A 26,084-nucleotide genomic window follows, 5' to 3' on the forward strand; every position below is an offset into this window, starting at 1 on the left:
AGAAAATGAAGTCGTTTTTTAGAAGAAGGGCTATCCGATATCCATTGATTATCATTTCTCTCCTTGGATTGATAGCCGCTGTCCTTATATTCTTATTGAACTTCTGGGCCGGCCTTTTATTTACAATCCCTTTTATATTGGCAATAGGGTTCGCTTGGAAGCTTGAGGAGCAAACTTATATCGAGACGGAAAAGCATATTGAATCACTTTCCTATCGGATGAAGAAGGTTGGGGAGGAAGCGCTCCTTGAACTGCCGATTGCAATTATCCTTTTCAATGAAAAGTATCTCGTCGAGTGGGCGAACCCTTTCGCTGCTGCTATCTTCAAAAAAGAGACACTGATAGGGGATGAATTGTTCCATCTCTCTGAAACATTCCATTCAATCTTAAAGAATGAAGAACAAGATACACCACCACTAAAGGTTGGTGATTCAACCTTTAAGGTCGTCTACAGGCCAGAAGAAAAACTTCTCTACCTGTTTGACATTACTGATAAAGTAAGTATGGAATCTCTTTATTATAAAGATCGGACAGTACTTGGAATTATGCTTATCGACAATTACGATGAACTTTCCCAAACGATGGATGACTCCACAAGGAGCCATCTGAATTCTCTCGTTACATCCCTTGTGAATGACTGGGCAACCGAGAACGGGATATTCGTGAAAAGGATTGCTTCAGATCGTTTTATGGCAGTATTCAACGAGGGTATTTTATCTAAATTGGAAACTGCAAAATTCACGATACTTGATGATATTAGGGAAAAGACGGCAAAGCAGAATGCAGGCTTGACGTTAAGTATTGGAGTCGGGACAGGATCCGCTTCACTTACCGAGTTAGGAGAGCTTGCCCAGTCCAGCCTGGATCTTGTATTGGGCCGTGGCGGAGATCAAGTGGCGATCAAGCGCACCGATGGAAAGCTGAAGTTCTACGGAGGCAAGACCAACCCGGTGGAAAAAAGGACTCGTGTACGTGCGAGGGTCATCTCACATGCATTGCGGGATTTGATCCAGGGCAGCGATAAGGTATTAGTCATGGGTCATAAAATGCCGGACATGGATGCAATAGGGGCGTCAATCGGTGTACAGAAGATGGCCCGGATGAACAATGTCAAAGGGTATGTCGTCCTCAATTTCGAGGAGTTAGATGGCAGTGTAACTCGATTGATGGATGAGATAAAGGAGAATGATGAGTTGTTTGAACAATTCATTGACCCTGAAACTGCATTATCGATGTTGACAGAAAAATCGCTTCTTGTGATCGTTGACACGCATAAGCCAAGCATGGTCATTGATGACCGGTTGATCGGCAAGGCAGAAAAGGTCGTTGTCATCGATCATCATAGACGGGGAGAGGAATTCATCAACAACACGATGCTAGTTTACATGGAACCTTACGCGTCATCTACTGCGGAGCTTGTTACAGAATTACTTGAATACCAGCCGAAACATGAAAAGTTAACGAAGTTAGAGGCAACTACCTTGCTCGCAGGGATTGTAGTCGATACGAAGAGCTTCACGTTACGGACAGGATCCAGAACCTTTGAGGCTGCATCTTATTTACGGACATATGGGGCTGACACGGTACTTGTGCAACGTCTTCTGAAGGAGGACATTGATACGTATATTGAGCGCTCCAAGATTATAGAAACAGTTGAGCTGTCACCGTCAGGTATTGCAATTGCCAAAGGCCAGGATGGAGTGGCATATGGTTCTGTTCTAATTGCACAGACAGCTGATATTCTTTTGACGATGAAAGGGGTAGTCGCCTCTTTCGTGATTGCACCACGTGCAGATGGGAAAATTGGCATCAGCGCAAGGTCACTTGGGGAACTTAACGTCCAACTCGTTATGGAAGAACTTGGCGGTGGGGGTCATTTGACTAATGCGGCCTGCCAGTTTGATGTGGAAACGGTAAAAGAAGCGGAGGATATATTGAAAGCCGCTATAGAAGATAAATTGGAAAGGGGAAAATGACGATGAAAGTAATTTTATTGAAAGATGTTAAAGGGCAAGGTAAAAAAGGTGAGGTAAAAGAAGTTTCAGTAGGATATGCACAAAACTTTCTATTGAAAAACAAGTTGGCAATTGAAGCAACACCTGCAAATCTAAGTCAGCTTGATGGCCAGAAAAAACGTGCTGAAAAAGATGCAGCACAGGAATTGGCAGAAGCGAAAAAGTTGAAAGAACTTATTGATGAAAAAACAGTTGAAATGAAAGCAAAATCCGGAGAAGGCGGTCGTCTTTTCGGATCCATCACAACTAAACAAATCGCTGATGCTTTAGAAAAAAATCATAAAATCAAGGTGGATCGTCGTAAGATGGAACTGCCTGATGCAATTCGGTCACTTGGGTATACAAATGTGCCGATTAAATTGCACTCAGAAGTTACAGCTACGCTAAAGGTCCATGTAACAGAAGAGTGATAGGGAGCGATAATTGATGGATCAGATGTATGATCGCGTTCCCCCGCATAACAATGAGGCAGAGCAGTCAGTCATAGGTGCAATCTTTTTACAACCGGAGGCACTAATTACGGCCTCCGAACTTCTTCAACCAGATGACTTTTACCGGACGGCGCATGAAAAAATCTTCAATACAATGCTTGTTTTAAGTGATAAAGGACAAGCGATTGATGTAGTTACTGTCACTGAAGAACTTTCTGCTAAGAAGGAATTGGAGGACGTCGGCGGGATCTCGTATTTGACTGAAATCGCTAACGCGGTGCCAACAGCAGCAAATATTGAGTATTACGCGAAAATCGTTGAAGAGAAAGCCATCTTAAGACGTCTTATACGGGTTGCAACAAATATTGTCGAAGAAGGCTTCACGAAAGAGGATGAAGTAGAAGCGGTCCTTTCAGAAGCCGAGAAAAGGATCATGGAAGTCTCCAACCGAAAGAATGCCGGAGACTTTAAACATATAAAAGATGTGCTTGTAGAGACATACGATAATATCGAACTTCTCCATACAAGAAAAGGGGATGTCACAGGTATTCCGACGGGCTTCAGGGATTTGGACAAGATTACTGCTGGCTTCCAGCGTAATGACCTTATTATTGTAGCTGCCCGACCTTCCGTCGGTAAAACGGCATTCGCATTAAATGTGGCACAAAACGTGGCAACAAAGACGGATGAAAACGTTGCGATCTTCAGTTTGGAGATGGGTGCGGAACAGCTCGTCATGCGTATGCTTTGTGCCGAAGGGAATATTGATGCTCAGGTGTTGCGTACGGGTAATTTGGAGGCCGAAGATTGGCGAAAATTGACGATGGCGATGGGGTCACTTTCTAATGCTGGAATCTTTATAGATGATTCACCCGGTATCCGTATTAATGAAATCCGTTCGAAATGCAGACGGCTTCAACAGGAACATGGTCTTGGCATGATTATGATCGATTATCTTCAGCTTATTATGGGAAGTGGTCGTTCGGGCGAGAACCGTCAGCAGGAAGTATCTGAAATCTCACGGTCCTTGAAGGCGTTAGCGCGGGAATTGAAAATACCTGTCATTGCACTTTCCCAGCTTTCCCGTGGTGTCGAACAACGTCAGGATAAACGCCCGATGATGTCTGACTTGCGGGAATCAGGAAGTATTGAGCAGGACGCGGATATTGTATCTTTCCTTTACCGGGAAGATTACTATGATAAAGAAACAGAGAATCAGAATATGATTGAAATCATCATTGCAAAACAACGTAATGGCCCAACAGGTACTGTAACTCTTGCTTTCGCGAAGGAATATAATAAATTCTTGAATATCGATTGGAGTCAGCATGAAATGTCGTCCTATCAATGATAGAAGCCTTGATTTTCCTGTGTGTCAGGTAAATCAAGGCTTTTAATTATTTTGGGACTTTATGATCAAGCAAAATATTACATATTTCAACCTAATATTTGGAAAATACTAAGAATATTTGGATACAATATCACAGTTTCATTACAAAGTGTCGGATTTTGCCAAGCAAGCTTGCGAATGTGTTAAATTAGAGAAGCGTGAAAACTTTCAGTATGATGGGTGCTTTATTGACACCTAATCGGAAGGAGTCTTAAACGATGTTTTTCAACAGGAAAGAAAAGAAGGAAGATAAAAGTAGTAATTTCATATATAGAAGATTGCAAAAGGTAGGTATTATCACAGCCACTTTATTTGCAACGATTGGAATTGGATCGGGGTTTGCATTCGAAAAAGCTGAAGATGCATCCATACATACGGTATATCATGTCTATTCAGATGGCAAGTATGTTGGAATGCTATCTGACGAGAAGCAAATAGAACAACTTACGGAAAATAAGCTTCAGAAAGCGGCCGAAGATTTTGATGGTCTTCCCTTAACAATAGGGACTGAGCTGTCTGTTGTCCCAGAAAATGTATTCACAGTGGAAACAGATGACAAACAAGTTCTTGGCAAACTTCAAAACATGCTAACTGTTGAAGCAGAAGCAATTGGCATTAAAATTGATGAAGAAACATCACTCTACGTCAAAGATATGGCCGAGTACGATGAAGTGATCCAGACGCTTACACTGCAAACAGTCTCTCAAGAGGAACTTGCAGAATTCGAAGCCCGCAACCAATCTACTGAACCTATACCACCTTTGAAAGAAGATGAAACACGACTTGTAAAAATCCACTTCAGTGCAGACTTACAACCAGTGAAAGGGCAAGTGGAACCTGAGAGTGTAAGAAGTGTACAAGAGATTGTAACTCTTCTAAACAAAGGAACATTGGAAGATAAGAAGTATGAAGTTCAAGCAGGGGACGTATTGGGGAAAATAGCGAGTGCTCATAATATGACTACCGCTAAACTAATGGAGCAAAATCCAGGAGTTACTGAAAATTCATTATTACAAATTGGTCAGGAACTTAATGTAACTGTACTTGAGCCTCTCGTCGAAGTTGAAGCACATTATGAATCCAAGAAAGTAGAAACAATTAAATTTAGTAAGTTGACCGAAAAGGACGAATCCCAGTTTAAAGGTGAGAAAAAGTTAAAACAAAAGGGATCGGACGGTAAAAAATCGGTCACACAATTAACCCGAATGAGAAATGGGAATGTAATCGGCAGATCTGTTGTTGAAGAGGATGTTTTAGTTGAATCGGTCCCTGAAATAACATTAGTCGGAACGAAAGTTATTCCATCTCGTGGAACCGGGAAATTCATGTGGCCTGCTGACGGAGGATATGTATCCAGTCAGATGGGTAAAAGATGGGGAAGGGTTCATCAAGGCATCGATATTGCACGCCCATCCTCTCGCTCAATTTTTGCAGCGGATAATGGAGTAGTTACGAATGTCGGTAGACACGGTACCTACGGAAACAGGATTATCATTACACATAATAATGGGTATAAGACGTTATACGCCCACTTGGCTAAAATGGATGTAAAAGTGGGACAAACTGTTCCTAAAGGAACAAAAATTGGTGTTATGGGGTCCACAGGACGTTCAACGGGTATGCATCTTCATTTCGAAGTGTATAAGAACGGTTCCAATATCAATCCGTTATCTGTGTTAAGATAATGAATAGGGATGGAGACGCTACAGTATTCTGTACCGTCTCTTTTTCCTTTTTATCAACATTTGTTTTCCCGGGAAATAATGATTAAAAGGCGGGAAATATTTAGAAGGTAATATGAAGGTTTGCATAGAATATAGATAGAGGGCCAAATGTAGTATTGTAGCAATTTAAATGCTTAATTGTATAAGAAATGATAAAGTGATAGAACAAAAAGGACGCAACCGGGCGAGAAAGGAAATGGATTATGCAAAACAAAACAATTCTTGTAGTAGATGATGAAAAGCCAATCGCAGATATATTAGAGTTTAATTTAAAGAAAGAAGGCTTTACCGTTTATTGTGCTTATGATGGGGAAGAGGCGCTTGAAAAGGTGGAAGAAGTGCAGCCCGATATTATGCTCTTGGATATTATGCTTCCGAAGCGAGACGGTATGGAGGTCTGCAGAGAAGTAAGGAAGAAGTATGATTTTCCAATCATCATGCTGACAGCAAAGGATTCGGAAATCGATAAGGTATTGGGGTTGGAATTAGGTGCGGATGATTATGTGACAAAGCCTTTCGGTACACGTGAATTGATCGCAAGGGTAAAGGCGAATCTGCGCAGACATTCAAAAACAATATCGGAGGAGCAGGAAGAGGCAACTAATGAAATCACAGTTGGTAGCCTTGTCATTCAACCTGACGCTTACTTAGTACAAAAGCGTGGAGAGTCGATTGAGTTGACGCACCGCGAATTCGAATTACTCCATTATTTGGCTAAGCATATCGGACAAGTGATGACAAGAGAGCATCTATTGCAAACAGTATGGGGCTACGATTACTTCGGCGATGTGCGAACTGTCGATGTCACGATACGACGCTTGCGCGAAAAGATTGAGGACACACCAAGTCACCCAACTTGGATTGTAACAAGACGTGGTGTCGGTTATTATTTGCGTGACCCAGAACAGGAGTAAATGAAATGCAGAAAGTCGGTTTTTTTCGATCCATCCACGTTAAATTCATACTAATCTATATCATGCTGATTATTGTAGCAATGCAGATTATCGGGCTTTATTTCGCGAGGGAACTTGAAACCACATTAAAGGCAAACTTTACGAATTCCGTTGTCGACAGGATGAACCTTGTTGAATTCAGTGTGCGTGAGGAATTGATAAAGGACCGTTCACCTGATGATCCAACAATTGAACAAAGTCTCCGTGCTGTCCTTTCGGGATTCAACTCGGAAGATATAAACGAAATCCGCGTCATCGATTCAAAGTACCGGATTCGTGCAACATCAGTGCTGGACAATCAATCATTAGTCGGCCAGCGTTCTATGGAGGATAGTGTAAGACGGTCAATTTCCTCTGAATCTATCTCGGATATGATTAATCTCGACATGGGAAAACGTGTCATGGTGCGTGTAACTCCAATCATGAACAATAAAGAAGTGGTTGGGGCACTCTATGTAACGGCTAATATTGAAAAAGTGTTTAAGCAAATTGATGAGATTAACCAAATACTTGCGGGTGGGGTAGCGGTTTCGCTAACCATCACAATCATCGTTGGTATTTTCATAGCGCAGACCTTCACAAGACCCATTTCAGATATGAGACGCCAAGCACAAGCGATGGCACAGGGGAATTTCTCGAGGAAGGTACATGTTTATGGAAATGATGAAATGGGGCAACTGGCAATTGCCTTTAACCATTTGACGAACCAACTTCAAGAGTCGCAATCGACAACCGAAAGTGAACAGAGGAAATTGGCATCGGTGCTTGAAAATATGACTGATGGTGTCATTTCTACGGATCGAAAAGGCCGTGTCAGCCTTATAAACGACTCAGCCCTATTGATGTTGCGCATGACACGTGATCTCGTATTGAACCGTCCTATTGCAACCATTTTAGGCTTGGAGCAAGACTACACATTTGAAGATCTCATTCAGATGAAAGATTCCATTGCGCTCGATTTCAGTACTGAAAAAACACCCTATATACTTCGGGCAACATTTTCAGTGACACAGCGGGAAACCGGTTTCGTAAATGGCCTCATCGTAGTCCTTCATGATAATACGGAACAGGAAAAAATTGATATGGAAAGACGGGAATTCGTATCGAATGTTTCCCATGAACTTCGTACCCCATTAACTACGATGCGCAGCTATTTGGATGCTCTTGCAGAAGGTGCTTGGAAGAATGAAGAGATTGCTCCATCATTCCTTCGAGTGACACAAACCGAAACGGAGCGAATGATCCGACTTGTCAATGACCTATTGAAACTTTCAAGAATGGATAGTAAAGAATACGAATTGAACACCGAATGGGTAGAGTTCAATCATTTCTTCAACTCGATTATCGAGCGTTTTGAATTCTCTAAGTCGCAAAAGGTGGAATTCAAGCGATTATTGTCTACGACTGATATGTTTGTTGAAATTGATACCGATAAAATGACACAAGTCATCGACAATATCATTTCCAATGCACTTAAATACTCCCCTGATGGAGGAGATGTCCGTTTCGGAGTGACAACTTCGGGGACATTTATTAAAGTGATGGTCTCTGATGACGGAATGGGAATCCCGAAAGCAAACGTCAATCGCATCTTTGAAAGATTTTACCGTGCAGACCGGGCAAGATCTCGGGCAATGGGCGGAACAGGCTTGGGACTTGCCATCGCCAGGGAAATGATTGTTGCACATGGCGGGGAAATATGGGCTGAAAGTGAAGAAGGGAAAGGGACAACCATATTCTTTACGTTGCCTTTTGAACAACAAGAGGATGGTGAATGGGATTGAAGTATATTGAACCGATTAAATCGATCATATTACTATTGCTCGTTCTATTGAGTGCCACCTTCACCTTCTCAATTTGGACGTATACACCAAGGTTAGATCCGATTGAACCTTCCCCGACAGTGGACATCTCCATTGGAGAGCGAAAGAAAGTGAAGGATCTCATTAAGCCGTATAAATTTTTGATAAAGTATGATGAGATGCTCAGAGGTACAACCGACTCGGACGATATTGAAGGCGTGTTGAATGAAATGAGCAGTTGGAAAGTTTCCCAGTTGGTCTATCATTCAACCGAGATGAATAAGGAACAGATGAAGTCCTTTTTCCAGCAAACGAACCAATTTACAATGTATTTTCAAGGGGATGTTCCCCTTCAAGTATATGATGATATTTTACCTATTGAGGATAGTTACATTCCTCCATTTAGTTTTGACCGAATGGTCGTGAAATGGAATCCAAAAGAGATTGCATTTGAAATTCATTTCATTAACCGTGCGTCAGGACTACGTTATTCAGGAAAAGTTACACCTGGAGATCCGATGGATTCCTATCGTGAAATTGTCCTTGGAGGAGAGAATTTTAGTAGGTACGCGGAAGTGAACGTTCCGGAACCGACCTATATTGCCGTTCCTGTTGATCCGATTCATATGGACCGAAGCACGTATTACCAGGAAGAACTTAGCCCTACCCGCTTCCGTGATGCCTTGTTCAACGACCCGAATGCGGTTAGACGCAGCCAAGTGGATGCGACACATGAGGAATTTGGGGATGATCATGCACGGTTAGTTGTTAATACAGAGTCGAAAATGTTGAATTTCGTCCATCCCGCTGCCGAGAGTAGAGAACCTACTTCACCCGCGGACTTATTATTTGACGTTATCGATTCCATTAATGAGCATGGAGGGTGGACGGATACATTCAGATTTTCATACATCAATGCCTTTTCCCATATCGTTAGGTTCCAACTGTACAATTATGGCTATCCAGTTTACAGCGAAAATGGGACAACGGAAATCGCTCAGTATTATGGTAAAAATCGGATTTTCCGTTATATCAGGCCGTACTATACCCTTGATGTAAAAATAATGGATGAAGAAGTGGTTCTCCCTGCAGGTACGGAAATTGCTAATGCACTGAGCAAGTCCGATAAGTACGACTTCGGATCAATTGAGGATATAACTTTGGGCTATATGATGAGGCATGACTTGGAAAAACGGGCGTTAATCATGGAGCCTGCCTGGTTTTATTTGATGAAAGGGAAATGGATACGCTATTTGCCTGATCAAAGTGGAGGTGAGCAGATTGGATTGGAATAAAACGAAAACCATTTTCATTGTCGTCTTTTCGATATTAAACGTTTTCCTTTATTCCTTATATCTAAAACAGCACACCGATGCATTGAATGTGCAAGTAGTCGGGAAAACATCGATTGAAGAGATAATGAAACAGGAGAATATCACTTACAATCTCTCGCAAGAGACAAAAAATGATTTCTACTATGTCTCTGCCAATATTAAAATGTTTACAATAGAGGAATTGGAATCATTGAAAAGCCAGTCCATTGTAATCACTGATAATACACGGATCACTTCCGAGATGAGCACTCCGATATCCATCCGCAATTCAAAAGGGGATTATCATTTTCCGGAGTTCCTTACGAAATATGTATTGAATGGAATGGACTATGAACTATGGGAAGTGAACAAGGAAGAAAAGAGGGCTATTTTCTTTCAAAAGGTGGACGGAGAACCGATATTCTATAGCCCCAATGCCATGCTGACCGTTTATTGGGATGATGATTATGAGGTTACCCGGTATGAACAGCGAATGCTTAAGGAATTCATTAGCTATAACCGTAAGAAGGATTTACTGACACAGGACGAGGCAGTCGGATCTTTGGCAACGCGGGGGTATTTGAAGCAGGATTCTAAAGTGTTAAGTGTGACAGCAGGATACTCATCACTTATGCAGTTAACGGAAACCCAAGTATTTGCCCCAACCTGGAATATTCGTGTAGAATTAAAGGACGGTAAAATTGAGGATTATTTTATCAATGCAATTGAAGGTAAAGTGATAGAGTTCCAATTGGATAAAACCGAAGCGAAAGAACCTATGGAAGAAGAAGAATAAGGAGTTTTTATCATGCGTTTTAGTGTGCTCTGTAGTGGTAGTACGGGCAATTCTATATATGTTGAAACTGATAAACATGCATTTTTAGTAGATGCTGGATTGAGTGCAAAGAGGATGGAGCAACAGCTTGAAAGCATCGGTCGTTCGATGTCCAATGTTGACGGGATATTCGTTACCCATGAGCATAGCGACCATATTAAAGGGATTGGCGTGTTGGCACGAAGGCATAAGGTTCCTATCTATGCCAATGAAAAAACATGGAATGCCATGAATGGTCTCGTTGGCGAGATTCCGTTGGAGCAACGTTTCCATTTCAATATGGAAACCTCCATGACCTTTGGGACACTTGATATTCAGTCATTCGCCGTTTCACATGATGCAACGGATCCGATGTTCTATGTATTTCATGAAAATAATCGGAAGCTTGCAGTCATTACGGATACGGGATATGTCAGTGAACGGATGAAAGGGCATATCGCAGCATCGGATGCATACGTTTTTGAAAGTAATCATGACGTCAGCATGCTGCAAATGGGCAGATATCCATGGTCCATTAAACGTCGTATATTGAGTGACGTCGGGCATGTTTCCAATGAAGATGCCGCGATTGCGATGAGTGAAGTTGTAGCTGAGAAAGAGACAAGAATCTACTTGTCACATCTTAGCAAGGATAATAATATGAAAGATCTCGCAAGGATGAGTGTTTCGCAAACATTGGAAGCATGCGGGATCCGCACAGGTGAATTCGTGCATTTGTATGATACCGATGCGGAAAAACCGACAGAGCTTGTCACTGTTTAATAAATGTTGAAAACCTCGCCTTCGGGTGAGGTTTTTTTGTTAACGGTGATACCGTGCTCAAGTAAGCAGTCGTCGCGCTCAAGTAAGCAGGTTCCGCACTCATGTAAGCGGGTTCCGCGCTCAAGTAAGCAGATGCTGCGCTCAAGTATGCGGGCGTTGCGCTCAAGTAAGCAGGTCCCGCGCTCAAGTATGCGGGTCCCACGTCCAAAAAGCCCGCAAATTCAATAAAAGTTCTTCATACATTTGATTCTAAATACAAATAATGGGGTAGAGTGAGTGTAACTGTATATAGAAAGGGAGAGGAGAATGGACGAATTCAATCAAGGTCCTCGTAATGAAGAGGAAAAACCGATTATTCATGAACCTGAAGAGCGCGAGGAGCCATTGCGCTACACTAACCGTTCACCAAAACCGAAACAACGAGGTGGATTTCTTCCCGCCCTTTTTGGAGCCATTCTCGGGGGACTCCTTGTCTGGTTTTTAATGAATACAACAACTGGGAACGACAAAGGCACGCCATTAGTCGAACGTGAGCAATCGGGTGTGGACAATCTGACAAGTGAAAGGGTCTCTGTCGACATCAATACGGATGTCACGGATATCGTCGGGCAAATGGCCGACACGGTCGTAGGAATTACAAACCTGCAAACCGTACGTAATTTCTGGTCTTCCACTGAAACGAGAAGGGAGACCGGCAGTGGATCTGGTGTCATCTATAAAAAAGAAGGCGGCAAAGCATATATCGTCACGAACCATCATGTCGTTGAAAATGCAGAAGGGCTTGAAATTACATTTGATAACGGAACAAAAGTGGAAGGAAGGCTGATCGGAAGTGATATGTGGACAGATTTGGCAGTAGTTGAAATCGACGGTTCACAAGTGAACACGGTCATTCAATTTGGTGATTCGGACGCATTGAAACGTGGCGAAACAGTCATTGCCATCGGAAATCCGCTCGGCCTCGGTTTTGCGGGATCTGTTACGATGGGAATTGTGTCCGGAAAGGATAGATCAATTCCGATTGATTTTGATAAAAACGGAACTGTTGACTGGCAGGCTGATGTCCTTCAAACAGACGCAGCCATCAACCCCGGAAACTCTGGCGGTGCGCTTATCAACCTGGCGGGTCAGCTCGTAGGCATTAACTCGATGAAAATCACCCAAGAAACAGTGGAAGGCATCGGCCTCGCAATCCCGATTAATATCGCTGTTCCGATCATTAAGGACCTTGAAATGACAGGAACAGTCAACCGACCAACAATGGGTGTCAGCCTCATGAATTTGAGGGACGTCCCTTCATCACAGCAAGAACAAGTTTTGAAGTTGCCTAAGGATGTTACGGATGGTGTGATCGTTACTCAAGTATTGCGGAATACACCAGCTGAGGTTGCAGGCGTCAAGCAGTATGATGTGATTGTTGAAATGGATGGAAAGAAAATAGATGACATGGTCGGGCTAAGGAAGCATCTTTACAATGACAAGGAAGTTGGCGATCTGATGAAGATGAAAGTGTACCGTGCCGGAAACCTAATAGAAATTGAAATGGAATTAAAAGATGGTAACACATTCTGATTAAGATGTCGAAAAAGCGGACAGAGAATGTTACAATTTTGACAGGGATGTAATATTTCTTATCCACAACAGGCAGCATAGCTGAATAGCGGCTATACTGCCTTTTTTTTCTGCATGGTTTTTGCACATGTGGATAAGAAAAGAAAACCGTGCATAACTTTGTCTGTAAAATATTGAAAGAAGGAAGTGTATATGATGAAAATAAATAGCTGTGAAACCCATATAAACCATGCACTTGATGTGTTTGTTGCTCAAGAGGAAACGTTTCCGATAATGGAGAAAATCGAAGAAGAAGAAAAGTTATCCACAAAATGCGATTACTGCGACACGCCCGCAACGTATATTGTGGCGAACGAATAATCGGGCACAACATATAGGTTTAAGTGTGGATATGTGCATAAGTAATGTGGATAACATTTAAAAGAAGGTGGAAAACCCTGTGAATATTACAATTGTGTCAGTTGGTAAACTAAAAGAAAAATACTTAAAAATGGGAATCGATGAATATGCAAAACGACTCGGTGCATATGCAAAAATCGACCTCATCGAAGTGGCAGATGAAAAAGCACCTGAGTCTCTGAGCGATGCAGATATGGAAATCGTGAAGAAGAAGGAAGCCGATAGGATTCTTGCAAAGATCAGTCCTGACGCTTACGTAATTGCATTGGCAATCGAGGGTAAGATGAAAACTAGCGAGGAATTAGCTGCAGGGATGGAATCATTGATGACATATGGCCGTAGTAAAGTCGTATTTGTCATTGGCGGATCGCTTGGCCTACATGAAGATGTACTGAAACGGGCAGATGAGTTATTATCATTTTCAAGAATGACATTTCCGCATCAGTTGATGAAATTAGTACTGTTGGAGCAGGTTTATCGAGGGTTTCGAATTATGCGGGGAGAACCGTATCATAAGTAAATGCGGTTTTTTCCTTTGCAAATATGCTCGTGATGAAGCCAGGGAGGATTGTTTATGGAGCTTTGTTTCAAAAAACAATCTGGAAACTCTATAATGTTGACAGGGTATAGCCGTAGGATTGCGACGCCTGGTCCCTCCCCTGTATAGGGGAGGACAGGCCCCACATAGCCGTTGTCGCAAATGAGCAGCGTGTTAGGGACAAGGCCATTATATTATCTGTTTTTTACTTAAGATCAGAGTTGGGAACGGATCCACCGTCCCTGTTGTAGTATAAGTTTACTAGTTCCTGGGAATAAGCGCTAAATTCAGTGTTGGAGTTGCCTTTTCCCATGTCTACGCCGGAATAGACCCAAAATAGGAGTTTCCTTATTTCGTTTGCATTTTGTTTTATTTGCTCTTTCGCTAGCTTTTTCTGTTCTAGTTTATCCGCCTTTTGGTATTGTTCTGACTGGTAGATGTTTACCAAATTAGGTGGTGCTGCATTTTCTGGGCTGCTGTCAATTGCTTTCAGTTGATCGCCTAAATAAAGGCGGATCTCATTCTGTTCCTGTTTAGCTGGAAAAATAGTGGATAAGAGGGAAAATTCCTGTTTTCCATTTTCCGTTTTTTTATCAATGGCACTCTGTACGATTTCCATTGTTGCTTCGCTTGCGGCATGATTATAAGCAAACAGCATCCGACCAGTCGCTAAATGATCAATAATAGGCTTGTATGTAACAAAAAATAACGCCAGAAGGGCAAAAGAAGTGCTGATAAAGAACCAGCTTCTAAATACTTTTTTCCCGACTAACTTTAATATCCATATGAAAATAGCACCGAGTAAAACTGGGAGAACTAAAGCGATTAATAACATTGCCAAGAAATCAAAAGTGCTAATATCCGAATTTATATCTATTTCAAGAAACTTTGATAAGAAATCCAGAATAAGACCACCAGACACTTTATCATCTATGTAACTAAATGCTGTGAACAATCGAATATAGCCTGGGCTTTGCTTAACTAAGAGATGATCGTCATATTCAATCACAGTAATCCCGGTTCTTAAGGAAACAACGTCATTATCAATGGTATCTCCCTGCAAATAGGTCACACCAGTGAATGTTTGCAATAGTTTATCTGTACCATAACCAATAAAAATAAAAAGGATCCCCACGATAATAAAGAATTTTAGTAGATTTCCCAAAGATGCTCCCCCTTTAGTCTCGTTTTAGAACTTCATTTTTTCTCTTATTTCTTTTGGAAGTACTATAGGGTTCGAAGATCGCTGTGGGATTTTTTCATCTTCTTCTTTTATCCCAGCGTAGTCATCCTGGTCAAAATAATCATCTCTACACTCATCATCTTCATCATCCTCATCCTCATCAATTACTTCATCTCCTTTCTTATACTTAACCTCATCATATAGGGATTCATACTTATCAGCTTCATAATCAAACATTTGTTCAAATTCACTGTCCGAAGCAAAGTCATCCTCTGGGGCTGCAGCCACTTCGTTTTGATCGTGTATTACCCATTCATTCAGATGTTCTAAAAACTGGTGGCGCAGTTTAAGCAATCCATTTTTATTAAAACGATCATCATCGCCAAGTTCATGGGCGGCTTTATTTCCAAGTGTTCTAATCGTAGATAGAAGATGATACAATTCATTGGAAATATATTCCTTATCATATAAATATTTTATGCGTCTATATTGTTCAATTTTTTCTAATGATAAGTTATTGTGAATAGATATTTGCTTCGTAAACTCTTCTGAGACAAGGCGAAGCCTGGTGGTAGCATCTGAGGTTAAATTCATATTTAATCTTTGTGCAACCTCCTCTAACCCTTTATGAATTTTTTTAATCGCCTCTCGATCAGAAATAAGGGATACCCGATGTGGATTCTCCTTTAATTCCGGATCTATCATGTTGTTTGAACTTGTTTTCTTTTGTTCTTGTTGGTTCTTTGCCCCTGTAATTGAAGCAACAGCCAAAATCAAAATACTAACTAAAGTGACAAGTCCAAGTTTCAACACATTCGCTTGCCAAACGTTTGGAGAAAATAAGAAAATCAATTTATCCATAAATCCAACCGGAGAGGTAAAACTGGCGTACATATTCAAAATCCATCCAATCCATAGTAGGAATGATATGGAATTTGTCGTTAATTTCCACTTAATTGCTAAAATGGCTACAATCAATCCGGCAATCGCACCAATAACCACGTTCCATAAGAAACAGGCTAATCCAAATCCGAATAGGAGCCAAGCAAAGAAAATTAACGTTTGACTTCTCTCATTTTCAAGTCTCAATTTTTTTTCGCCTATCATGAACAATAAAAGAAAGGAGTGCCCTAAAAATAGAAACAAAGTATTCTGTGCAAATTGATCCCAATCTACAAACAGAGCCATCAACATCACTAATATAAAAGGCATCCCCATCCAAAACAGTATTTTATCTAAAGAACGCATGGGGCTCCATTCATCAATGTTATTTTCCATATTCTCTCTCCGCCTTTTCAAACAAATACGATAAAATGACCAATCAGACAAAAGAAATGTTTAGTCCTTTGGGATATCTGTTATTTCAATTTCCTGTAATAATTCAAAGGTGATTGCCTCTTGATCTAATAAAGTTAACCGATCTGCTTGATTGTTCCTTATCTCTTGCGTCAAGTTTCTGATCCAGCGGCCATCGCCATCAATAAATCCGTTGTTTTCCTTTACTTTTTGGTTAATATAAACCTGTAGCCACTTGCTGGCTTCCTCACTAAGAATCAAGCCATCCTTTTGTTTTAATTGAAGAAGCGCCATTTGGTATAATTCCTCCGCTGAATAATGAGGGAAATCAAAATGGTAAGGAATCCGTGAACGCAGACCTTCATTGAGGTCCATCAGTTTCTCCATATCTTTGCGGTACCCAGCCAAAATAACCACTAAATTATCCGCATGATCTTCCATTTCTTTAATGAGTGTATCTAAGGCTTCTTTTCCAAATCCAGATGTATCATCAGAGGCCAAAGAATAGGCTTCATCAATAAATAAAATGCCGCCCATTGCTTTTGAAATAATGTCTTTTGTTTTTAAAGCGGTCTGACCGACATATCCGGCCACAAGGTCACTTCTTGATGCTTCAATAAAATGCCCATTCGACAGAATGCCTGCCCCTTTTAAAAATTCACCCATTACTCTTGCTACCGTTGTTTTACCAGTACCTGGAGGGCCGTAAAAAACCATGTGCATTTTCGTTTTCTCCGGACTTAACCCATTTTGAAAGCGCAAGTTATCAATCACAATCGTGTTCAAAATTCTCTGTGCTTCCGTTTTTATATCCTGTAATCCGATTAAGCTCTGCAATTTATTTATTGCTGATTGTTTGATCGACTCTAATTCTTGGCGATTTTGATTATTTGCTTGCTTATCTGTCGCACGTTTTACATCTTCAACGGTAATCATTCGTGTATTTTTGATCTTCTGTTCACGATCTTTTCCTACGCGGATATTTAATTCCTCTTCTATCTCTTCTGCAATATTTCGGGCCATTCTTGCATTTCCGTCCACTTTCCCTTGTTTTGCTTGTCCTTTGATTGCTCGTGTAATTTCCTTTTTTACATCGTCAGGACAGATATATCCCTTATCTACTAAGATATTTTGGATAATGACCGCTACTTGTTCCGGTGTATAATCATAGAAGTGAAAATGTTGTTTAATCCGGGAACGAAATCCTTCATTAGAATTAATTAATTTCTCCATGTCTGCTTGATAACCCGCTAGAATGACCATAAATTCTCCTTTATGATCTTCCATTTCTTTGATCAATGTAGCGATCGCCTCAGGTCCAAAATCCTGTTCATCCCCTACTAGTGAATAGGCTTCATCGATGAATAATGTTCCGCCCAGTGCTTTACTCACAGCTTTTTTAACTTTGGGAGCTGTTTTCCCAATATGTTCTGCAACAAGCTGAGATCGATCAACTTCTACTAAATGCCCTTTATCCAAATACCCCAATGAGGCAAAGATATCACTCATAATGCGAGCCATCTCCGTCTTTCCTGTTCCAGCGGGACCCATAAATGCCATATGAATATTGGGTTTATTTTGTCTAATATTATCTGAATTTTTCTCCCTACCCACCAATGAATAGATCATTTTTAACACTTGTCTTTTAAAAACATCCAAACCGGTCATCCCCATTAATTGGTCAATGGCCTTATTGAATCGATGAAAGTCTGTTTTTTCATTTTGGATATAGAAAAATTCCAACTTGTAAGAAAGCCTTTCTGGAACTTCTGGAATAGTCTGCTTATTCAATACTGCCTTCTTTGCCATGCTTAAATGTTCTTTGAAATCCGTTGTTTCACAGAATAAATCAACAACTTCTCTTTCTCCCCAACGAATTAATTTGGACATGTATTCTGCAAGATTTCTTGCTGTTTCATAGCTGGGCATATTTGTCATCATAACGGCTGTAGGGATGTGGTCAATCGTCCAAATTCCACTTTTCTCCTGATGAATGGCTAAACCGTCAATAATCAATTCTCCTGAAACTGTATATTGTCGGTCATTATCATCCTCGACATTATAGTAAATACCATCGTTTCTTTTAGAGTAAGTAAGCCACTCATTCATGCTGTCTTCTTCCGTTCTCATGTCATAATAATCAACGATTTTGTTCATTTCCGTAAATATTTCATAATCCGTTTCACCGCTGAGAATCATTAAATAAATGTCTTCCGGTCTATTCCAGTTAATTAAATTTTCAAGTCGACCTTGTGCCCTTTCAGCCTTTTCTTTTGTTTCCGTGATTAAAAGTTCGTCCCCTGTTTGCGCTTGATAAACACCGAAAAAACCTTGGTCGGTTTGTCGAACTCTTAAGCCTACTTCGATTTCTTTTGGCTCTTCCTCTACTTCTTCCATCGTCTTTATTTTTCGACTAAAAATCCCCACTGACAGTACCTCTCTTTCTCTGTGAAACTATTCGCCTATCATTCTCAGAGCCTTCACTAAAAATAGACCCTCCCGAACAGATATTTTCTACTCATCCATAAACATAGATAAATATTACCACATTGTGAAATTGAGAAACAGTGGAATGGAATCGAGATATAAGGTATTAATAATTCCTGTTTGTTTTTTTAACTGATTAATAACCCATGTCATACACTAACAGTAAAAGAATGTTTATATGAAAGGAGAAAAATGCACTGAATAAATTGTTACTTAACGCCCTTAGAACTGGGGGATTTATATTTTATGCAAGGCATGGGGAAGCAACTGTTGGAAGTGATTTAGCCAATATAAACTTTCGAAATTGTTTAACCCAAAGAAATCTTTCTGAGACGGGACGTCGTCAGGCTATTTACTATGGAGAAATTCTCCGATACTTACAAATACCGTTTCAATATCCTATTTCCGCAAGTCCTTTTTGCAGGACGATTGAAACAGCACAGTTAGCATTTGGAAGTTGCAATGTTCAAGTCAATCCCTTTTGGTTTGAGATATATAGGTTGGATGGAAATTTAGCTAGCAGTGATAGACAACGAATTTTAAATAATTTTAAGTCTGTTTTGGAAATGGTACCAGCAGAGGGAAGAAATAAAGTGATTGTTGCTCACAGTTTCCCAGAAGGGATAGGTTTAGGTCAAATACCTTATATGGGGACAGTTATTGTTAAGCCTAAAGGGGAAGGAAATGGTTATGATGTAGTTAGTCAATTATCTTTAGCAGATTTGAGTGCTTTATGTAGTTAGAGGAAAGTTGCTTTATCAGAAAAGCATAGGCGAACCGTACCATAAGTAATAAAGAATAATTAATAAACCACTCAAAGTATTTTTATGCTTTGAGTGGTTTTATCGTATCCTCTTTTGAACGAATATTATACTATGGTCGATTTTGTGCTCATTTCATCATTAAGCATTTGTATTTTTTATCGCTCAACATCTAAAATGATATCGTCTAGTTGCATTGTTTCAACCGACTCATAAATGTTATCTAAGTTTTTAAAGTGGAATATAGGTGTGAATATTAACGTTTTAGCATCTGGGTGCAGCTGTCCAAATGTAATCATATAATCTGTTACACCAGAATTCCCATATCCACCGTTAAACTTGGATTTATACGTATTTCCTAAGTCATCCTTTAACAGTAATTCTGAATAAATTACGTTATATTTATTATTTAGCATTTCATTGTGTATGCCTTCTTTGTAATTAACGATGGATGAGTATGGTGTATACGTAATTTTGTTGATTTCTACGTTTAGATCGTTCTTTTCTGATTTAGGAACTTCAACTGTTTGAACAATTGTATCAGAGGCCACTGCATAAATTTCGAAATCCCATTCGCCTTGAACGATGTCACCGTTTTCAGGATTAGATAATTCACGGATATTGAATTGGAACGTACCTTCATCAATAGAATGTGATAAAGGTAAAATAACGGTTGTCATACCTGCATATTTTTTGTGAGCGATTTTATAAATGTCATGCTCTGCATGGAACAAGGAGTTTTGCCCACCATTTAATGTGAAACTACCATCGATTAAGGCAATTGGACCTAAATCTTTGTCTGTTTCAATTGAGTAGCTAACGAAAAGCTTTTTACTGTCTAATAATGTTTCGGTAATTGTAATTGTCGTGCCATTACTTTCAACCGTCATATTTTCAGCTTCTGCAAATTTGTCATAGCCAACTAATGTTGTGCCATGATCTTTTTCAGAGAACAGCTTAAAAATACTATTTACGAACGGAATTTCCTGTGCAAATGTTGTGTATGAAAGTCCAACCAATGAAGTGGCACCAATACCAATAGCTAGGCATGCAGCTGCAATTCCTTTCGTCCATTTTTGAGAGCTATTTTTTTTGATTTGTTTTCGCAAATCCTTTTTAAATTGTGCCTTTTCAAACTCTGGTACCTCCACCTCTTCAAATTCATGGACATTTATATCAATTTCATTAAAATGATTAAATTGTTTCTTCAATTTGAATACCTCCTAATGATTTTTTAAGCTTCTTTTTTCCGTGATAAAGTCGATTATCGATAGCAGACTTTGTCATTTGAAGCTGACGTGCGATTTCCTCTGTGTCATAGTCTAGTAAGTATTTCATAATAAATATTTTTTGATTAACTGGTTTTAATTTTGAGATAATGACGTAAATATTTTGCTGCTCTTCGAGTAGCATATTTTTTTGGTACGTTAATTCGTCTGCTGTGAAGTCTAAATTAAGAGAAAGGCTCTCTTTTTTTCGCATTTCGGTACGGATATAATCGACTGCCTTATATTTTGCAATGACACAAACCCATTTTTGAAAATCCGTAGGCTCACCCATAAACTTTTTGGCATTTTTCCAAATCGACAATAAAATTTCGTTACAGCATTCCTTAGACAGATCATTTTTATTAAGTGGTCCTAATGTTTTTACGACCACCCCTTTAATAAGCGGTAAATAATGATCAATCACATAATCAAGAGCTTCTTCTTCGCCGGCTTGAAGAAGGGCTATAAAATTTTGCTCGTTAATTTTCATCCGAATCTCCTTTCCTAAAACGATTTTGTAAAAGCTTTTACACTATATATAACGTTAAGTGGCAGACAGTTTTCGCAAATAAAAAAATGTTTTTAAAATAGAGATCGATTACTTCATTCATTCTCGTTATGATGAAAATCCCCTTCATATACTAATGTAATCGAGTACCTCAAAATTAAAGAATTTAGAAGAGTTGTAGCAGGGGCAGTTTGATGAATTTTTATGATGCTTAAATAGTTGAGAAAACAAGATGTTTCTTTTGGAATGATTTTTATGCGTGTTGGCTAAATTAATATGAATGGATATTTTCAAGAATATTCTAGTATAGAAAACCGGTTAAATTTTTCTTTTCAACTAGATGAAAGCTATATAGTTCAACATTAGAAGAGTTAAATAAAACGTAGGGATATATGGTAGAATATGTGGAATTAAGGATAAATAAAAACTGCATATAGAGATAGTACGGAGAACCGTACCATTAAAGCTTACAGATAAGGATGATACCAATGGGTAATACTTTTATTTACGAAATGCGTAAGCCGGCAACAGAAGAATTAGGAAGAACTTATCCTGCAATATTCCTAATGCATGGAATGGGAAGTAATGAACAGGATATTTTGACTTTAGTAAGTGGGCTTGAAAAGGATGCCTACATATTTGGTATTCGAGGTCCGATTGAACAGCCACCTGGATTTGCGTACTTCACGATTGAAGGATTTGGAAAACCTCATCGTTCAGTATTTGCTGATACGGTTCGGAAGTTGGAGGAATTTATTGAAAATGCCTTAAATACATATGCAATAGACCCGGAAAAGGTATTCTTAGGCGGTTTTAGCCAAGGAGCCATTCTCTCGATGACTCTCGGTTTAACGATGAGGGGAAGAATAAAGGGAGTGATGGCCTTTAGCGGTTACATTCCACTCTTTGTAAGAGAAGAGTACTCGAAACAGCAAACAAGCAATCTACAGATATTTATTTCTCATGGTGAAAAGGATCCAGTTTTTCCACTTGCATGGGGCGAAGCGAATCGGGATTATTTCAATAAATTAGGTGCTGCTGTAACCTATCATGCTTATCCAGCAGGACACACAATTTCGTTAGAAAACTACAATGATTTCCGGGAATGGCTCGATCAGCAGCTATAAACAAAATAACTTTTAGGAGTTTTATTTATTGATTTAAAAATAGAGCACTTCAGTAAAGATTACTGAAGTGCTCTATTTTGGGAAAACTGCTTAAGGATGGTACTCTTTAATCGTGTTATGCTTTAAAACTTCCTATTAGATATTAAATTTGTACTTTACTCATTAATAAAGAAGATCATGTTGTGGACAAACTGCTGAAAGTGCCCCAATTCTCTTGAATAGCGAACTGAGGATAAGTAGAAATAAAATTTACTACAATAATTGCATTATCTAGGTTAGGGTAATTACTGAATAAAAGGTTATCACCGTATCGTATAGCTCTTAGTGCAAGTGGTAACTCACGTTTAAATATTTCAAAGCGTTTTGCAGATGTATTTTGATTGTATTCTCCTTGGTCTATATATAAAGAAACATAGAAATATAAACAGCCCCTATTCATCCACCATTCACCTAACACTTCATCTCTCATCTGAGGGTTAACTTTATCCCAAGCATATTCATTTCCAATCGTTAAAAATAAATCTCCAGTCTCATCTGAGTGAGTAAGTGTGTATCGCCTTGGAATAACAGGTTGCATCGCATTGAACCCATTTCTATATTGAACGGATAGCTTTTCTGGATTGAACTTGCTCAAGCAATCATCTCCATTTCGTTTTTGTATCCATATGCCAATATAAACGTTTAAAAACTATCTGTTGCACGAATAAACGAAAATGAATCGTATTATAAAGTGAAGGAGGTTGAGTAATGAAAACGTTCGCCGGCTTACGTGTTCATGAAATTGTTCAAACTTATAGTGACACCTTAATACGAATTGCTGTACAGCAGACAAAAATTATGTCTGAGGCTGAGGATATTGTTCAAGAGGTCTATTTGACACTCATGAGACAGAAAAAAACCTTTGAAAATGAAACACATTTAAAGGCTTGGCTCATCAAAGTAACTTTTAATAAATGCAACGATTACTTTAAGTCTTCCCGTGTCAGGAAGACGTTACCGATAACAGAAGAGATGACATTTACTGCAAAAGAAGAACAGAATGTTCTTCCTGAAATTTTCGAACTTGATCAAAAAGAGAGAGTCATTGTTTATTTACATTATTACGAGGGCTACACAACTGCGGAAATTGCCGACATATTGGATATGAATGTAAACACAGTAGGCTCGAAGCTGAGAAGGGGACGAATGAAGCTAAAAACTTTTTTAGAAGAAGGGAGTAAAGTGCGATGAGCGCTTATAAGAAAGTAATGAAACAGATTCAGGCTTCCGAAGAATTTAAGAGTAAAATGCAAGAAGAGATGATGGAATATGGGAAAAAAGAAAAGAGGGCCTATATGAAAAATACGAAGCTTGTAGTTGGTAGTTTAGTTGCTTGTGCTGTAATCGCTGTGGTTGCTTTAACAAATATAAACAACGGTGTAGCGTTAGATTTGACGGAGAGAATTGTAGTGGATCATTTAGGTCCTGCTGCAAGTGCAGTGGTTAATATTGATGGAGTGATAACAGAAGTCGGCGAAGATGGTCTGAGCTTCACGTTGGATAACGGTATGCAAGTAGTGGTAACAGATAATACAGAATTGGGAATAGATGGTCCAACAGCAGCACCTAAGGAAGAACAGTTATTTGAACCTACATTTAGAGTGGGCAATCTAATAGGCGGTTTTACGGAAGACACGTCGACAGATCCAGTTACTGCAGCAGTAATTTATACTAACTGGAACTTCGAAGATCCTATTCGATAAGGTGCCCGGTATCATAAGTAATAGGGTTTAATATACTCAATTAATAAAGGGGTATCTTGAAAAGTCAAGCTTTCATGACACCCCTACTTTTTATCGCAAATCTCTGTGAAAATTTGTACATATGCGGTTGTCATTCAAAAAGTGCCACCATCTTCGGGTCTCAAATTAGGGACACAATGGGCTTTTTATGAAGAAATCGTAACAACAACTTTACCTTGTGCATGACCCTCTTCGAAATACTTAAAGGCATTAGGTAATTCGTTAAATGAAAATCGTCGATCAATAACAGCAGTTAATTGATTATTTTCTGCGAGTTCCTTAATGAAATTTAAATCTTCTTGTTTATGAGTTTGCATGAAAATGTTTATCTTTTTGTTTCCAATGGAACGAAACATTGCTTGAGGCATTTGTTTTGGAGAACCACCAACAAGTATAAACTTTCCACTCGATTTCAGTGCTTTTAAGTATTCTGATATTGGTTGATACCCATTTACCCCAAGAATTAAGTCATAAGTATTATTTTTATCGAAAATAGTCTCTTTCTTGTAATCTATTACATGATCTATATCTAAAGATTTTATGATGTCAACATTTCGTGTACTACAAACAGCTGTCACGTTCGCACCTAATGCTTTTGCAATTTGAACTGCGAAGGTGCCAACACCACCAGAAGCACCATAAATTAAAACGTCTTGTCCTTCTTGGATATTTCCCTTATTTCGAAGTGCTTGAAGGGCTGTGGATGCAGCCATTGGTAATGCAGCTGCCTCTTCAAAGGAAATGTTTTTAGGTTTCATGGCAATTGAATTTTCTGGTACAGCAACATATTCTGCATATCCACTCCAGCCACTACTCGATAAATCTCCGAAAACTTCATCCCCAACTATAAAGTGTTTGACATTTTTCCCGACAGCTTCAATGGTACCTGCAATATCCCCGCCAGGAATCCTAAATTTAGGCTTCGTAATGCCAAATGCAAAACGCGCAACAAAAGGCTTTCCACGCAAAAGCACAATGTTACCATAGTTTATAGATGTTGCGTGTACTTTTACTAGGACTTGATTGTCATTACAAATCGGTTTTTCAATATCTAACAGTTCTAAAACATCGGGTGAGCCATACTTGTTTGTAACGTAAGCTTTCAAAATCTATCCTCCTATTAACATATTTCAGGTCCTTACAGTCTATTCAAGATGACAAACTTTAACTCCTATATTTACTTCCGCAAATATATAATGTTTTAATTGAATAGAATACAGATTTTCAAATATTGATCAAGGAGAAATTAGAATGCTAACTGTTCGACAAATCTATCAAAAAGATTATCCAAACGGGAAAAAAGTATTTTATAAATATACGTCGGAGAAATATTATAATATCCATATAGATAGAAACGATAATGGTTGGAACTTCTCTTTAACAGAAGAAAGATTTGCATGCCCTTTTGTAAAAGAAATTCAAGAAGAAATTTTCGAACCGTATAAAGAGGGTTCGGAATATTATTTGGCAAAGCTTCATGATGAAGAGGTTGCTATTATGGTAGTCCAACAAATGGAGTGGAATAATACATTATTAATTCATGATTTATATGTTGACGATCGATATAAGAAGAATGGTATTGGGAGAATTTTAATGGAAGTGGCTAAGAAAAGAGCAACTGAATTATGCGTCAGATCTATCATATTGGAAACACAAACATCTAATTATCCAGCTATCCAGTTTTATTTGAAAAATGGTTTTGAATTGATTGGATTTAATTCAATATCTTATTCGAATGAAGATGTAAAGAAAAATGAAGTGCGTATTGAAATGGGCTATAGACTAAAAGATCTTTAGAGGATGATTTCAAGCGCTTTTATAAATAAACGTTAGACGGTATATGACAAACATCGAATAGCAACGAGGACAGGTTCCTTGGCCTAACAAGCCAAGGAACCTGTCCCCGTGGGCATTGTGGAGTTAACGTTTACATCTGTTA

24 protein-coding genes are annotated in these 26,084 nt (G+C 39.3%); 17 read left to right on the top strand and 7 right to left on the bottom strand.

Annotated elements, in window-relative coordinates:
• Positions 1-5 precede the first annotated feature (5 nt).
• From ACFPZG_RS00105 to rlmH, 12 genes are all read left to right on the top strand, one after another.
• Complete coding sequence (locus ACFPZG_RS00105) at positions 6-1,976, top strand: DHH family phosphoesterase (protein ID WP_283733437.1); 1,971 nt, start codon at positions 6-8, stop codon at positions 1,974-1,976.
• A 2-nt stretch (positions 1,977-1,978) separates the two neighbouring features.
• Positions 1,979-2,425 carry a 50S ribosomal protein L9 gene (gene rplI / locus ACFPZG_RS00110; RefSeq protein WP_283733438.1) on the top strand — a complete coding sequence of 149 codons (447 nt, stop codon included), beginning with the start codon at positions 1,979-1,981 and terminating at the stop codon, positions 2,423-2,425.
• A gap of 16 nt (positions 2,426-2,441) precedes the next feature.
• A complete protein-coding gene (gene dnaB, locus ACFPZG_RS00115) occupies positions 2,442-3,797 on the top strand; it encodes a replicative DNA helicase (RefSeq protein ID WP_317940431.1) in 1,356 nt (451 codons plus the stop codon).
• A 257-nt stretch (positions 3,798-4,054) separates the two neighbouring features.
• Positions 4,055-5,521, top strand: coding sequence for a M23 family metallopeptidase (locus tag ACFPZG_RS00120; protein WP_317940432.1), 1,467 nt, complete (start codon positions 4,055-4,057; stop codon positions 5,519-5,521).
• 242 nt (positions 5,522-5,763) lie between these two features.
• Complete coding sequence (gene yycF, locus ACFPZG_RS00125; RefSeq protein ID WP_283733440.1) at positions 5,764-6,474, top strand: response regulator YycF; 711 nt, start codon at positions 5,764-5,766, stop codon at positions 6,472-6,474.
• 5 nt (positions 6,475-6,479) lie between these two features.
• Positions 6,480-8,297 (top strand): cell wall metabolism sensor histidine kinase WalK, encoded by a 1,818-nt coding sequence (gene walK, locus ACFPZG_RS00130; protein WP_317940433.1) that lies wholly within the window; start codon positions 6,480-6,482, stop codon positions 8,295-8,297.
• Positions 8,288-9,610, top strand: a complete 1,323-nt coding sequence (locus tag ACFPZG_RS00135) for a YycH family regulatory protein (protein WP_283733441.1) — start codon at positions 8,288-8,290, stop codon at positions 9,608-9,610. Before walK ends, ACFPZG_RS00135 begins: the two co-directional genes overlap by 10 nt.
• Positions 9,597-10,424: a two-component system regulatory protein YycI gene (locus ACFPZG_RS00140; RefSeq protein WP_317940434.1), complete on the top strand. Its 828-nt coding sequence runs from the start codon at positions 9,597-9,599 to the stop codon at positions 10,422-10,424. Before ACFPZG_RS00135 ends, ACFPZG_RS00140 begins: the two co-directional genes overlap by 14 nt.
• A 12-nt stretch (positions 10,425-10,436) precedes the next feature.
• Entirely contained in the window at positions 10,437-11,225 is a 789-nt protein-coding gene (locus tag ACFPZG_RS00145) for an MBL fold metallo-hydrolase (RefSeq protein ID WP_283733442.1), read from the top strand.
• Between the two features lie 306 nt (positions 11,226-11,531).
• Positions 11,532-12,797: a S1C family serine protease gene (locus ACFPZG_RS00150; protein WP_283733443.1), complete on the top strand. Its 1,266-nt coding sequence runs from the start codon at positions 11,532-11,534 to the stop codon at positions 12,795-12,797.
• 192 nt (positions 12,798-12,989) lie between these two features.
• Complete coding sequence (locus ACFPZG_RS00155) at positions 12,990-13,157, top strand: CxxH/CxxC protein (RefSeq protein WP_381426361.1); 168 nt, start codon at positions 12,990-12,992, stop codon at positions 13,155-13,157.
• Between the two features lie 79 nt (positions 13,158-13,236).
• Complete coding sequence (rlmH, locus tag ACFPZG_RS00160; protein WP_317940435.1) at positions 13,237-13,716, top strand: 23S rRNA (pseudouridine(1915)-N(3))-methyltransferase RlmH; 480 nt, start codon at positions 13,237-13,239, stop codon at positions 13,714-13,716.
• Between the two features lie 223 nt (positions 13,717-13,939).
• On the opposite strand, the gene ACFPZG_RS00165 is transcribed toward rlmH, so the two are convergent.
• Genes ACFPZG_RS00165 through ACFPZG_RS00175 form a run of 3 tightly spaced genes read right to left on the bottom strand, consistent with a single transcriptional unit; the run spans position 13,940 to position 18,370 of the window.
• A complete protein-coding gene (locus ACFPZG_RS00165) occupies positions 13,940-14,899 on the bottom strand; it encodes a hypothetical protein (protein ID WP_283733445.1) in 960 nt (319 codons plus the stop codon).
• Positions 14,900-14,923: 24 nt separating this feature from the next.
• A complete protein-coding gene (locus ACFPZG_RS00170) occupies positions 14,924-16,195 on the bottom strand; it encodes a DUF4145 domain-containing protein (RefSeq protein WP_283733446.1) in 1,272 nt (423 codons plus the stop codon).
• Between the two features lie 60 nt (positions 16,196-16,255).
• Positions 16,256-18,370 carry an AAA family ATPase gene (locus ACFPZG_RS00175; RefSeq protein WP_381426362.1) on the bottom strand — a complete coding sequence of 705 codons (2,115 nt, stop codon included), beginning with the start codon at positions 18,368-18,370 and terminating at the stop codon, positions 16,256-16,258.
• A 527-nt stretch (positions 18,371-18,897) separates the two neighbouring features.
• Here ACFPZG_RS00175 and ACFPZG_RS00180 point away from each other — a divergent pair.
• The gene (locus ACFPZG_RS00180) at positions 18,898-19,443 is read left to right on the top strand and encodes a histidine phosphatase family protein (RefSeq protein ID WP_283734554.1); all 546 of its coding nucleotides are present in this window, start codon (positions 18,898-18,900) and stop codon (positions 19,441-19,443) included.
• Between the two features lie 176 nt (positions 19,444-19,619).
• Here ACFPZG_RS00180 and ACFPZG_RS00185 read toward each other — a convergent pair whose 3' ends face one another.
• Entirely contained in the window at positions 19,620-20,672 is a 1,053-nt protein-coding gene (locus ACFPZG_RS00185; RefSeq protein ID WP_283733450.1) for a DUF4179 domain-containing protein, read from the bottom strand.
• The gene (locus ACFPZG_RS00190; RefSeq protein WP_283733451.1) at positions 20,656-21,219 is read right to left on the bottom strand and encodes a sigma-70 family RNA polymerase sigma factor; all 564 of its coding nucleotides are present in this window, start codon (positions 21,217-21,219) and stop codon (positions 20,656-20,658) included. Before ACFPZG_RS00190 ends, ACFPZG_RS00185 begins: the two co-directional genes overlap by 17 nt.
• Positions 21,220-21,725: 506 nt before the next feature.
• Here ACFPZG_RS00190 and ACFPZG_RS00195 point away from each other — a divergent pair.
• Entirely contained in the window at positions 21,726-22,364 is a 639-nt protein-coding gene (locus tag ACFPZG_RS00195) for an alpha/beta hydrolase (RefSeq protein WP_283733452.1), read from the top strand.
• 175 nt (positions 22,365-22,539) lie between these two features.
• On the opposite strand, the gene ACFPZG_RS00200 is transcribed toward ACFPZG_RS00195, so the two are convergent.
• Positions 22,540-22,998 (bottom strand): staygreen family protein, encoded by a 459-nt coding sequence (locus ACFPZG_RS00200; protein ID WP_283733453.1) that lies wholly within the window; start codon positions 22,996-22,998, stop codon positions 22,540-22,542.
• Positions 22,999-23,111: 113 nt separating this feature from the next.
• Between ACFPZG_RS00200 and ACFPZG_RS00205 the strand changes: the two genes are divergently transcribed.
• Together ACFPZG_RS00205 and ACFPZG_RS00210 are read left to right on the top strand one after the other, a co-directional pair.
• The gene (locus tag ACFPZG_RS00205; protein ID WP_283733454.1) at positions 23,112-23,594 is read left to right on the top strand and encodes an RNA polymerase sigma factor; all 483 of its coding nucleotides are present in this window, start codon (positions 23,112-23,114) and stop codon (positions 23,592-23,594) included.
• Positions 23,591-24,106: a hypothetical protein gene (locus tag ACFPZG_RS00210; protein WP_317940438.1), complete on the top strand. Its 516-nt coding sequence runs from the start codon at positions 23,591-23,593 to the stop codon at positions 24,104-24,106. The genes ACFPZG_RS00205 and ACFPZG_RS00210 overlap by 4 nt, the downstream gene beginning before the upstream one ends.
• A gap of 185 nt (positions 24,107-24,291) precedes the next feature.
• Here ACFPZG_RS00210 and ACFPZG_RS00215 read toward each other — a convergent pair whose 3' ends face one another.
• Entirely contained in the window at positions 24,292-25,251 is a 960-nt protein-coding gene (locus tag ACFPZG_RS00215) for an NAD(P)-dependent alcohol dehydrogenase (RefSeq protein WP_317940439.1), read from the bottom strand.
• A 145-nt stretch (positions 25,252-25,396) separates the two neighbouring features.
• Between ACFPZG_RS00215 and ACFPZG_RS00220 the strand changes: the two genes are divergently transcribed.
• Positions 25,397-25,942: a GNAT family N-acetyltransferase gene (locus tag ACFPZG_RS00220; RefSeq protein WP_283733456.1), complete on the top strand. Its 546-nt coding sequence runs from the start codon at positions 25,397-25,399 to the stop codon at positions 25,940-25,942.
• The last annotated feature ends 142 nt before the right edge of the window (positions 25,943-26,084 follow it).

The sequence above is a fragment of the Sporosarcina thermotolerans genome, from assembly GCF_042658975.1.
Lineage (GTDB): Bacteria > Bacillota > Bacilli > Bacillales_A > Planococcaceae > Sporosarcina > Sporosarcina thermotolerans.

Excerpts from the sequence above, each read along its gene's own strand:
- ACFPZG_RS00105 (WP_283733437.1), top strand. The coding sequence starts at position 6 with ATGAAGTCGTTTTTTAGAAGAAGGGCTATCCGATATCCATTGATTATC.
- ACFPZG_RS00170 (WP_283733446.1), bottom strand. The coding sequence starts at position 16,195 with ATGGAAAATAACATTGATGAATGGAGCCCCATGCGTTCTTTAGATAAA.
- yycF (WP_283733440.1), top strand. The coding sequence starts at position 5,764 with ATGCAAAACAAAACAATTCTTGTAGTAGATGATGAAAAGCCAATCGCA.
- walK (WP_317940433.1), top strand. The coding sequence starts at position 6,480 with ATGCAGAAAGTCGGTTTTTTTCGATCCATCCACGTTAAATTCATACTA.
- ACFPZG_RS00190 (WP_283733451.1), bottom strand. The coding sequence starts at position 21,219 with ATGAAAATTAACGAGCAAAATTTTATAGCCCTTCTTCAAGCCGGCGAA.
- ACFPZG_RS00145 (WP_283733442.1), top strand. The coding sequence starts at position 10,437 with ATGCGTTTTAGTGTGCTCTGTAGTGGTAGTACGGGCAATTCTATATAT.
- dnaB (WP_317940431.1), top strand. The coding sequence starts at position 2,442 with ATGGATCAGATGTATGATCGCGTTCCCCCGCATAACAATGAGGCAGAG.
- ACFPZG_RS00120 (WP_317940432.1), top strand. The coding sequence starts at position 4,055 with ATGTTTTTCAACAGGAAAGAAAAGAAGGAAGATAAAAGTAGTAATTTC.
- ACFPZG_RS00220 (WP_283733456.1), top strand. The coding sequence starts at position 25,397 with ATGCTAACTGTTCGACAAATCTATCAAAAAGATTATCCAAACGGGAAA.
- ACFPZG_RS00205 (WP_283733454.1), top strand. The coding sequence starts at position 23,112 with ATGAAAACGTTCGCCGGCTTACGTGTTCATGAAATTGTTCAAACTTAT.
- ACFPZG_RS00195 (WP_283733452.1), top strand. The coding sequence starts at position 21,726 with ATGGGTAATACTTTTATTTACGAAATGCGTAAGCCGGCAACAGAAGAA.
- ACFPZG_RS00135 (WP_283733441.1), top strand. The coding sequence starts at position 8,288 with ATGGGATTGAAGTATATTGAACCGATTAAATCGATCATATTACTATTG.
- ACFPZG_RS00150 (WP_283733443.1), top strand. The coding sequence starts at position 11,532 with ATGGACGAATTCAATCAAGGTCCTCGTAATGAAGAGGAAAAACCGATT.
- ACFPZG_RS00155 (WP_381426361.1), top strand. The coding sequence starts at position 12,990 with ATGATGAAAATAAATAGCTGTGAAACCCATATAAACCATGCACTTGAT.
- ACFPZG_RS00210 (WP_317940438.1), top strand. The coding sequence starts at position 23,591 with ATGAGCGCTTATAAGAAAGTAATGAAACAGATTCAGGCTTCCGAAGAA.
- rplI (WP_283733438.1), top strand. The coding sequence starts at position 1,979 with ATGAAAGTAATTTTATTGAAAGATGTTAAAGGGCAAGGTAAAAAAGGT.
- ACFPZG_RS00175 (WP_381426362.1), bottom strand. The coding sequence starts at position 18,370 with ATGAACAAAATCGTTGATTATTATGACATGAGAACGGAAGAAGACAGC.